11 protein-coding genes are annotated in these 10,089 nt (G+C 71.0%); 4 read left to right on the forward strand and 7 right to left on the reverse strand.

Annotated features, from left to right (window positions below):
• Window positions 1–26 precede the first annotated feature (26 nt).
• On the reverse strand, window positions 27–332 hold the full coding sequence (locus AB0J97_RS43255; protein WP_358008196.1) for a hypothetical protein: 306 nt from the start codon (window positions 330–332) through the stop codon (window positions 27–29).
• A 591-nt stretch (window positions 333–923) separates the two neighbouring features.
• Window positions 924–1,886, reverse strand: coding sequence for a zinc-binding alcohol dehydrogenase family protein (locus AB0J97_RS43260; RefSeq protein ID WP_364100736.1), 963 nt, complete (start codon window positions 1,884–1,886; stop codon window positions 924–926).
• A gap of 210 nt (window positions 1,887–2,096) precedes the next feature.
• Here AB0J97_RS43260 and AB0J97_RS43265 point away from each other — a divergent pair, with 210 nt between their 5' ends.
• Window positions 2,097–2,549, forward strand: coding sequence for a MarR family transcriptional regulator (locus AB0J97_RS43265; RefSeq protein WP_364100739.1), 453 nt, complete (start codon window positions 2,097–2,099; stop codon window positions 2,547–2,549).
• 305 nt (window positions 2,550–2,854) lie between these two features.
• Window positions 2,855–4,102 (forward strand): hypothetical protein, encoded by a 1,248-nt coding sequence (locus AB0J97_RS43270; protein ID WP_364100742.1) that lies wholly within the window; start codon window positions 2,855–2,857, stop codon window positions 4,100–4,102.
• Between the two features lie 321 nt (window positions 4,103–4,423).
• Here the strand turns inward: AB0J97_RS43270 and AB0J97_RS43275 are convergent, their stop codons facing one another.
• The 3 genes from AB0J97_RS43275 to AB0J97_RS43285 form a co-directional block, all read right to left on the reverse strand.
• The gene (locus AB0J97_RS43275) at window positions 4,424–5,995 is read right to left on the reverse strand and encodes a protein kinase (RefSeq protein WP_364100745.1); all 1,572 of its coding nucleotides are present in this window, start codon (window positions 5,993–5,995) and stop codon (window positions 4,424–4,426) included.
• A 60-nt stretch (window positions 5,996–6,055) separates the two neighbouring features.
• Complete coding sequence (locus AB0J97_RS43280) at window positions 6,056–6,547, reverse strand: SRPBCC family protein (RefSeq protein WP_364100748.1); 492 nt, start codon at window positions 6,545–6,547, stop codon at window positions 6,056–6,058.
• 111 nt (window positions 6,548–6,658) lie between these two features.
• Window positions 6,659–7,510 carry an alpha/beta hydrolase gene (locus AB0J97_RS43285; RefSeq protein WP_364100751.1) on the reverse strand — a complete coding sequence of 284 codons (852 nt, stop codon included), beginning with the start codon at window positions 7,508–7,510 and terminating at the stop codon, window positions 6,659–6,661.
• A 98-nt stretch (window positions 7,511–7,608) separates the two neighbouring features.
• On the opposite strand from AB0J97_RS43285, the gene AB0J97_RS43290 reads away from it, so the two are divergent.
• Window positions 7,609–8,217, forward strand: a complete 609-nt coding sequence (locus tag AB0J97_RS43290; protein ID WP_357710595.1) for a TetR/AcrR family transcriptional regulator — start codon at window positions 7,609–7,611, stop codon at window positions 8,215–8,217.
• A gap of 26 nt (window positions 8,218–8,243) precedes the next feature.
• Here AB0J97_RS43290 and AB0J97_RS43295 read toward each other — a convergent pair whose 3' ends face one another.
• The gene (locus AB0J97_RS43295) at window positions 8,244–8,915 is read right to left on the reverse strand and encodes a TetR/AcrR family transcriptional regulator (protein WP_364100754.1); all 672 of its coding nucleotides are present in this window, start codon (window positions 8,913–8,915) and stop codon (window positions 8,244–8,246) included.
• Between the two features lie 54 nt (window positions 8,916–8,969).
• Here AB0J97_RS43295 and AB0J97_RS43300 point away from each other — a divergent pair, with 54 nt between their 5' ends.
• Window positions 8,970–9,383, forward strand: a complete 414-nt coding sequence (locus AB0J97_RS43300) for a hypothetical protein (RefSeq protein WP_364100757.1) — start codon at window positions 8,970–8,972, stop codon at window positions 9,381–9,383.
• Window positions 9,384–9,832: 449 nt separating this feature from the next.
• Here the strand turns inward: AB0J97_RS43300 and AB0J97_RS43305 are convergent.
• A partial coding sequence (locus AB0J97_RS43305) for a non-reducing end alpha-L-arabinofuranosidase family hydrolase (protein WP_364100760.1) occupies window positions 9,833–10,089 on the reverse strand: 257 nt, incomplete at its 5' end.

Here is a 10,089-nt window from a genome sequence, read left to right on the forward strand (position 1 = left end):
TGCTCCCCTCTGTCGGACGACCGGACCTACGGCAGGTGGGGCATCGGGGCGGGAGCCGCCAGGTCCGGGATGAGGCTGCGGACCTTGTTGCGTGCGCTCTCGGCCGTGCCGTTGGAGCTGTTGGCGATGACGGCGAGGAAGCACTCGTCGTCCCCCTCGGGGACGATCACGATCGTCACGTTCACCTGGTCGTTGCCGCCCAGGACGAAGTACTCGTCGCCGGCCGGGTCGCTCCAGACCTCGTATCCGGCCGTGCTCAGCGCGGTCATCGCCTGCGCCCGCGCGGCGGCCCGCGTGTAGTGGCGGCGCATCGTGCCCCAATGCGTGTCCATGGATTCTCCTGCCCGACAGTCGTTGATCTTCTGGAGTCGTTCCAGGACCAGCCTCCGCCGCCGGACGCCGCCCGGCATGAGTAACGCCTACTCATTCGGGTGGCGCCGACGCCGTGGGCACCCCGGCGACAGGCTCACCAGGGTGGACGGGAATCCACCGTCAAACAGTCACCGCGCCGTCCGAGGCCGCCCGCCGGCCCCGGACGGCTCGGGGCCATGGTCGTACCAGGACAGACCTTGGCGGCGATCATGTTCATCTCCCCGCAGGACGGCCGGCCCCACTGCGCGTCGGGTGGGCTCTCGGAGGTACTGATCTTCATGGCTGCCGATCCGGTCCGCGTGAGGTCAGGTTCGTCAGCAGCGAGGTGGAGCCGGCGGGTTCGACGGCGGTCCCCGATCGTGGCGAAGTGGTTCACGGGGTGGTGATGGTCGGTGGGTCCGGGGCGTCGGACAGGGGCAACGGCACGTACGGAGGCGCCACCGCTGCCAACGCCTCAGCCGACATCCGCGCCCCTCCCTCGGCCTCGCCATGGCCCCGCGTCCGACCATCGCCGCCGACATGAGGCGCCTCACTTGCCGACAACGGGCCGATCATGACCCCGACGCCGCGTCCCCCGCCGCCCTCGGCGGCTGGGGGACGAGGACGATGCGGTCCTCGGTCTCGTCGGTCCACGCCTGCGCGACCTGGGGGAGGGGTACGGCGCGGACCCGCACGTCGATCGCGCCGGCGGTCACCGCTGAGGCCAGTTCGGGCAGCTCGGCGAGGATGTCGCGGGCAGGGACCGAGCCGATGCCGCTGCCGACGATCTGCAGGCGGGCCGAGCGCAGTGCCGCGGACGGGATCGGCGCACTCTGGCCGGCGATGGATCCGATCTGGATCCAGGTCAGCGGGACGGCGCGGTCGGCGCGGGCGGTGAGCATCGGGATCAAGGCGCCGGCTGCGGGCTCGCCCCACACGTAGTCGATGACCACGTCGACATCGGCCGCGCGGCTGATCTCGTCGAAGGTGATCGTCTCGTCGGCTCCGAGGGCGGTCAGCGCTCTCAAGCGGGCGGCGTCACGGCCTGCGGCGATGACGTGGGCGGCGCCGAACAGCTTGGCGATCTGGACCGCCATCCGTCCGGCGTTGCCGGTGGCGCCGAGGACGAGGACACGCTGACCGGCTCGGAATTCGACGCGCCGGCGCAGCGCGACCCAGGACGACATGGCCGGATTCATCGCGGCGGCGATCCGTACGGGGTCGACGCCGTCGGGCAGGATCACGCTGCGACGCGGGTCGATGAGGGTGCGGTCGGCGAACGTTCCCAGAGCTGTGTCGTCCAGGACCACGTAGCGGACGTTGCCCTCCTTGTCGCGTACGACGCCGTCGACGCCTGGGACGAGCGGGTACATGCCCTTGCCGGAGTAGTGCGAGCCGTTCGCCTTGGCTCTGGTCAGATGGTGCAGCCCGGCCGCGAGGACCTCGACGGCGAGCTCGTCGTGGCGTTCCGTGGGGTCGGGATGGTCCTGATAGACCGGCGGAGCACCGGCTTCAGGGATGACGGCAGCATGCATGGAGACCTCCTGAGGATGGTTTGCATTTCCAACTATCTTCAGGATGGTTGGAAATGCAAACCATGTCAACCGGGCCGTGTGATCGACGCCGTATCCGTCGATCACCTGATGCGGGATCGAGCCGTGAGGCGCCCTCGGGCGACGGCGATGTCAGGCGTCCACGCCTCGGCATGGTTGGCATTTCCAACCATGCCGGACTAGCATGGCGGCATGACCGTCGCCGACGACGTCATGGACGCCCTCGTCCGGACCACCTTCGAAGTGGCCGGCGTGCTGACCCGCATCGGTGGCGAGCATGATCTGTCGCTCACCCAGCTGCGGGTGCTCGGTATCCTCAGCGACCGCCGCCTCCGCGTCACCGACCTGGCCGCCTACCTCGGTCTGGACAAGTCCACGATGTCCACCCTCATCGCCCGCGCCGAGCGCCGGGGCCTGCTGGCGCGCGGCAAGAACCCCGATGACGGCCGGGTCGTCGAGGTGTACATGACCCCGGCCGGGATCGAACTCACCGAACGCGTGAAGGACGACATCCGGCGTGCCCTGACACCGGCGACCGGTCGGCTGGACCCACAACAGCTCGGTCAGCTCGCCAACCTGCTCGACGTCGTCTCGGCCCGCCCGTCGCGCGCACACGCCGAACCGGGCCCGACTGCCGCGCGCTGATCACCGAGCGGGGCCGCGGCCAGTTCGTGTCATCTGCGACGTACGCCCGCCCGCAACGCGTGGGGAGCCGGGCTCAAGCGCTGGAGGGGCACGACTTCCGCGCCCACACTGGGCGACTCTGGCGCATCACCCTCACCTGGAAGGCGTCCTGACCGAGCACAAGCCGCTGCGTGCGATCCCACGCGCGTGGGTGTTCTCGGCCGGCCGGTGGACTCGCTGCTGCGGTCTCATGCGGACCAAACGAGGAGCCGACCGAGATCATAGCTTTAGGTGTCCGTACGGCCACTAATGGTGATAACTCTGGGGTGATCAACAAAAAGCAGATCGCGAGCGCTCTGAGCGCCGCGCCGCCGGTCGTCCTGTCCTCCAGCGCCAGCTCCAGGGCGGGCGCCACCACCACCGCTCCACCCGCCGCGGAGTGGAGCGACCGCTGGCAGCTGCCCGGCGGGACCGCATGGGTGTACTACGGCGAACGCAACCAGACCCTGACCCGGCCGGTGCTTCTGGCCGACGGCTTCGGATCCGGGGCCAGCGACATCGACGAGCTCTACGACGGCCTGGAGCGGCGCGCCTTCCCGCTGATCAGCGAGCTGCGCCGGCGCGGCCGCGACGTCGTCGTCATCGGCTTCGACGACCGCGGCGCCTCCATCCTCGACAACGCGCAGACCGCCACCGCGGCGATCCACCGCGCCGCCGCCGAGCGGGTCGGCGACACCCGCCTGCTGGCCGGCGGGTTCAGCATGGGCGGCCTGGTCACCCGCTACGCCCTGGCCCGGATGGAGACGCAGCGCATCGACCACCAGGTCGGCGTGTACTTCTCCTGGGACACCCCGCACCGCGGCGCCTACGTGCCGATCTCGCTCCAGGCGTTCGCGCACCACATCAACGCCTACGACTCGCGCTTCTCCGACCTCTTCAACAGCCCGGCCGCCCGCCAGCTGCTGGCCTGGCACCTGCCCGGCACCGACGGCGTGCCCGGCGTCGACCCGCTGCGCACCCAGTTCCTGCGCGAACTGGAATCCGTCGGCGGCTGGCCGCGTATCCCGCGCCTGCTCGCTGTCGCCGACGGCGCGGGCAACGGCGCGGGCAACGGCACCGGCGCCGGGGAGAGCGCGCTGCTGGGCACCGGCGACCTCATCACCGGCACCGACCTGCGCACGCAGCCCAAGGCGCCGGAGACCCTGGCCGGCCTGCTTCGCCTGCTGACGCCCGACGTCATCGAGGTCCAGGCGCCGGGCGTTCCGTGCGTCGACGGCGCGCCCGGCGGCATCCTGACCGGGTTCAAGATCCTCGCCGACGCGCTCAACGCGATCGCCGAAGCCACCGGTCTCGGCCTGGACGTCGACAATCCGATCGCCGGGCACTGCTTCGTCCCGTCCATCAGCGCCGTCTCCGTCCGCGACATCACCGACGCCGAGCTGTACACCGACATCGACGCGCTGTCCCCGGACGAGAGCGACTTCGACGACTTCCTGTGCGCCGGCGACAACCGCGGCCACACCGAGATCACGGAAGAGGCCGCCACCTGGCTCCTGGACCGCCTGCCCGACTAGGGTTCGCTTTCCGTCCCACCGGGCGGTTCCTTCCGCAGACGGCCATCCCGGCTGCCCTCTGCTCCATTTCGGCGGACGACCACGTCCCGGAGCGGCGGGTAACAGCGGCTCCAGCGCTGCCCACTGCTCGTCGGTGAGGTCGTGCCGCCTCGTCACCGCTACGCCGGCCATGAGGTCTCCGGTATTTGGCTCTTCTTCGTCGTTTGAACCAACTGCCGGAGGCCTCGTCGATCACCCACGACCGCCGCGCTCGGCCACCTCCTCGGTGAAGACGGCGACGAGCAGGTCGCCGCGCGTGGGGAAATGGCGATAGAGGGTTGCCTACTCCTGCGCGGCGCGCGATGTCGTCCAGCGCCACGTCGGACCCCGCCGTCCCGTGATCGTGTTTCTCGAGGAGTTCCCGCGGGTCAGCGCCGACAGCGTGAATTCTGCTCCATCGCTGCCGGGCCCCCACACTGCCCCTGGTCGGCCAGATGTGCACCCGCAGGGACGACCGTCGGGTGCAGGAGGTGCTCTTCCACGCCGACCACGAGTCTCGAAGATCCCCCGGGACGACTGACGCGGGCCACGCCTCAGCACATCGACGGGATGCAGGTGAACGGGTTCTCCATCGGGGACGGCGGCTGCGGCTGGGCGGGCGCCTGGGTGGGCTGCTGCGACGGCTCGCGCGTGGGCTCCGGCGGGTTCTCCGTGTGCCGGGCGGGTGTCGGGTGGGGTACTGAGCCGTCGTCGATGCGGCTGCTCACCGTGTCGCCCGTCCTGGTCGGCCGGGTGGCGGGGGGGCGAGCTCCTGGGTCGGGCCCGCTGCCTGGCCGGTGGGGACGACGTCCCCCGCGCAGTGCTCTTGACCTCCTGCGGCGAGGCGGTGGCCGCGGCCGGAGCCGGGGCGGTGGCGGTGCCGGACGACGGGGGAGAGGCCGTGCCGATCGTGGCCGGGGGCGGTGGGGGCAGGGTGTCCGCGGTGATCAGCACGCCGCCCGTGACGAGCAGCGCCGCCGTGGCGGCGGCCGTCGCCAGCAGCGCGCGCCGCCGCCCCCGACCGCCCTGACGCTCCGGCGGCGGGGGAGACCCGGTGGCCGGTCCCGGTACGAACTCGCGCGAGGTCAGCCCGGTGACCAGGTCGTCGGCGCTCGGCCGCGCGGCCGGGTCCTTCGACAGGCCGGCGGTGACGAGCCGGAGCAGGACGCCGTCCAGCCCGGAGACGGCCGGCTGCTCGTTCAGGATGCGGTTGATCACGGCGGGGGTGGAGTCGGCGCCGAACGCGGGTCGCCCCGAAGCCGCGAACACCATGGTCACGGCCCAGGCGAAGACGTCGGCCGCGGCCGTCACCTGCCCGCCGCCGATCTGCTCGGGCGCCAGATAGGACGGCGTGCCCATCAGCGGGCCCGTCGAGGTGTTGCCTGGCGCGTCCAGAGCCCGGGCGATACCGAAGTCGATCACGACCGGGCCCTCGGGCCCCATGAGGATGTTGGCCGGCTTGAAGTCGCGGTGGAGCACCCCGGCCCGGTGGATGGCGGCCAGCGCGGCGGCGGTGCTGATCGCCAGCCGCTCCAGCGCGGCCCCCTGCCGTGGTCCCTCGGTGGCGACCAGGTCACGCAGCGAGGGGCCGGGCACGTACTCGCTGACGATGTAGGGCCGCCGGCCCGCCAGGTCGGCGTTGAGCACGGGCGCGGTGGAGAACCTGGCCACCCGCCGGGCGAGCTCCACCTCGCGCAGGAACCCGTCGCGCGCGCCGGGATCGGTCAGCAGGCCGTTGTGCAGCAGCTTGACGGCCACCTGCCGGCCGGAGAGGTCGCGTCCCAGATAGACGACGCCCTGGCCGCCCTCGCCGAGCCGGGCGACGAGTTCGTACGGCCCCAGCGTGCGCGGATCGTCCTCCACCAGCTGATCCATCTGGCTCCCTGCAACACATGAACGGACAGGACAGAAGATGCTGCGATGATGCCAGTTCTTTCAGGCCGACAGGCCGCTCGGGTTGGCGTCGGCGACGAGGCCGAGAACGATGTCGTGCTCCAGCAGCGCCTTGAGTGCACTGATCAGGAACGTGAAGCCGCCGGTGGAGTCGGTTACGTGGTGGACGAGTTCGTCGCCGGTGCCGGTGAACCCGGTTTCGGTGACGTGGACGTAGGTGGTGTCGTCGGGCATGGGGATGAAACGGAACTCGACTGTGGTGGGGGCGTCGGGCGCGTAGTTGCCCCAGGTGAAGCGGATCCGACTGTTTTCGTCCACCTCTTCGACCGAGGCTTGAGTCGACGCCCCGTACATCTCCCATTCCCAGGTCAGCTCGGCGCCGGGGGTCATCATCCCACTGCTCTTGGTGTACCAGATCTTGCTCGTGATGGCGGGGTCCACGATGGCCTGGAACACCTCGCGGGCGGGGCGGCGGATGAGCATGCCGACCTTCACCGAGGGGATCGTGGTGAGCTCGAACGTTCGTGCGGACATGCGCTGGTTCTCCTTTCGTGGTCCGGCGGTAAGGGACTCGCCGGGTCTCCAGCAGGGTTCTGCGGTTCGCAGCCGGTCACGGCCGTAGTTGCTGATCCGGCGTTGTCGCGGTCAGCGTGTCAGGAAGGCACGTAACGCGGTGATCAGTGCGGCCGGATTGTCCTCCTGGACGTTGTGCCCGGCGTCCGGCACGACCACGAGCTCGCCGTCCGGGAGGCGCGCGGCCAGGCGTTCGGCGGCGGCCTGGGGGAGCACCCTGCTGCGTCCGCCGCGCACGAGCAGCACCGGCGTCCTGCTCAGCTGATCGGGCAGCCGATCGATGGCCGCCAGGATGGCGGGGAAGTCCGGAGGCCGCGGATCGCTCTTCGGCACCCAGCCGCCGCCGGGTGCACGGCGGAACAGCGTGCTCATGCGGTAGGTGACACTGGCCCGGTCGGCGCGTGGATTGACCCGCATCGCGGCCTCCACCACCGTCTCCAGATCCCGCACCGGACCGAGCCCGCTGATGAACAACCGCACCCGCCAGGTGCTGTCGAAGTCCACGCCGGGCGCGACATCGACGAGCACCAGCCGCTCCACCCGAGCGGGATGCCGGTCGGCGACGTGGGCCGCGATGACGCCGCCCAGAGACATGCCGACCAGCCGGACCCGGTCGAAGCCGAGGTGATCGGCCGCGGCGACGACGTCGGCCGCGAGGGTGCCGACGCGGTAGTCACCGGACCAGCCGCTCTCGCCGTGACCTCGCAGATCCAGCGCGATCAGCCGGGCAGCGCCGCGCAGGCCGAGGCAGACGAAGTCCCACGTGTGCGCGGTCAACGCGCCACCGTGCAACAGGAGCACCGGGGATCCGGTTCCACCCCAGTCGAATCCGTGCAACCGGCAGCCCGCACGGGAGAAGTGGATCTCGCGGGGCGGCGCCGGATCGTCGATCGTGACACCCAGTGCCGTCGCCAGCTCGGTCATCGCCGGAATCGCTAAGTGTCCCCGCACGCGCCACCTTCCTTACCTTGAGCGACCAAGGTAAGCGACGCTGCCTTGACCGGTCAAGGTAAGGTGGGCGCATGCCCCCCCGAGTACGACGCCGGCCCGAGGACGCCAAGCGGCTGATCCTCGAAGCGGCGAGCAGGTTGCTCGCCGCGGGCGGCCCTGCCGCCGTGCAGGTGCGCGCCGTCGCGGCGGAGGTCGGTGTGTCCGACGCCGCGGTCAACCACCACTTCGGCACGCGGGAACGACTGCTGGAGTCGCTGCTGCGGTTCGGCGGGGCCAAGCTGAAGGCCGAACTGCACATCGTGCTCGACACGTGGGCCGACGCCCCGATCGATCCCGCCGAACTGGTGCGCACGTTGGCCGCGCTGTACGCGGGCGGTTACGCCGAACTGGCGCTCGCGCTGCACCGTTCCGGCTGGCGGGACGCCGGTAGCGGAATGCTGGACGAGGTGGTGGACCGGCTGCACGCCCAGGCTCGGCGGCAGTGCGCGGCCACCGGGCGAACGCCGCCGTCACGCGAGGCGATCCAGCTGACTGTGTGTGCCCTGCACCAAGCGGTCGCGACGGAGCCGCTGTTCGGCGACGAGTTCCGCCGGAGCGTCGGGCTGGACGACACCGCCCGGGATCGTCTGCTCGACTGGTGGATCGAGACCCTCCGCGCGACTGTCGCCGGACAGGGCTAGCTAGCCGATCGAGGTCCCTGTGGAGATCAGCCGGTCGATCGGCGATTCCGCTGGGCCGTCGCGGCGATTCCGTCGAGCAGGGCACGCAGGCCGAGGTCGAACGCGCGCACCGCGGCCTCGGCCGCGCTGCGGTCGAGGCCGCCGTTCTGCCAGGTCTGTTCGATCGCCGGGTAGCGCGCCGGGTCGAAGATGGTCTCCCAGAACTCCTGACGGGCGGCCCACCAGTCGTCGTCGGACAGGCCGCTGAGCCGCTCGGCATGGGTGTGTTCGGCAAGGGTGGCGGTCGCGGCGTCGACGAAGGTGACGACGGAGTCGCTCGCCGCGGACCTCTCGGTGGCGGACAGCCCGGTCATGGACAGAGCGGCCAGGAGGAAGTCGGCCCTGGCGAGCAGGCCGGGACCCAGGGGTGGTCGTACGGTCGACACCATGCGCAGCCACGGGTGGCGTTCGTGCAAGGCCGTGTTCTGCTTCGCGTAGTGCTCGATCCGGTCCCGCCAGGAGCCTGATCGAGTCAGGTCGGGTTCCTGCCAGGCGGAGTCCACCATCAGGTCGACCAGTTCGGCCTTGCCGGGCACGTGGGTGTAGAGCGTCATCGTGCCGACGCCGAGGGACGCGGCGAGCCGGTCCATGGTCATGGCGGCCAGTCCTTCCCGGTCCGCCAGCGCCATGGCCGCACCCACGATCTTGTCCAGGGACACCTTGGGCGGCCGGCCGCGGCCCGATCGGGCCTGTGGGGAACGCCAGGGCTGCGCGTGGTCAGGCTGCGGTACGTCGACGCAGCCCGCGCCGCGATCGCCGCCGCGATGCTGCGGGGTGGTAAGGCCGACCCGGTCGCGCTGGCCACGGAGGAGGTGCTGGCGGGCGCGGCCACGTGCCGAATGGAGGCGAACGACAGGAGCTCGCTGATCGGGCTCTTCGGCCCCGAGGTCGAGAAGGCCGCCGCCGGTGACGTGCTCGGGCCCGGGCGGCTCCCGGACGGCGGGCTCTGCGTCGCGTACGTGCTGGCGACGGAGCCGGCGGTGCTCGACGAGATCCGCCGCGGGCTCATCGAGCGGCACCTGTTCGAGGAGTGGCTGACGGAGCAGCGGCGGACCGCCCACCTGGAGTGGTTCTGGGGCAGCCGGGCCCGTACGGACGCGGCCGACGCCAAGCTGCGTGCCTCCTGAGCCTCTGACGACTCGGTCCCCGGCGAGGGCGGACAGGATGGCGCCACCGCCGCGCAGGACGTGGTGCCTCGGAGGGGGGCGCGCGAAATCTTCAGAGCTTCCACCTGCGGTTTCGCATGGTTGCGTGATCACCCTCCCGGCTGTCGAGCCTGTGGGTGGGGCTGGTGAGCATCGCCCGTCCGCTGGTGGAGTCGCTGCGAAACGAGGCCGTGTGCGGTGAGCACCACATCGTCCGCCACGTGCCTGTGCCAGCACAGGGCGGCGACGGGCGGCTCCAGGGACGACTACCACTCGGCGAACGAGCGGTCCCGGTGCCGCCAGATCGGGTTGCGCCAGGCGTGCGACGACGTCTGTCACGGCCTTGAGCGATCACCGGTGGCTCGGCACCGGGTGTGATCGCTCAAAGCCGTCTCGATGTTCGCGGGACGATCAACCCGCGCTCAGCAGGCTCAGCGCTGGAGTGTGAGCAGACCCGGTCGGTAGGGCAGGAGGCCGTAGTCGCCGCCGGAGCTGGGGCTGCGTCCCTGGTAGAGGAGTTGGAGGTTGCAGGGGTCCACGGTGAAGGTCTGGTCGGCGCTCGTGCGGATCAGTTCGCCGTGGCTGATGTCGTTGGTCCAGGTGGCGCCGCTGTTGGCCTTGCCGGCGAAGGGGTTGCCCTCGGTGGCGGCCTGTGGTGTCCATGTGCCGTTCAGGCTGGTGGCGGTGA

Source organism: Nonomuraea sp. NPDC049607 (assembly GCF_040675375.1).
GTDB lineage: Bacteria > Actinomycetota > Actinomycetes > Streptosporangiales > Streptosporangiaceae > Nonomuraea.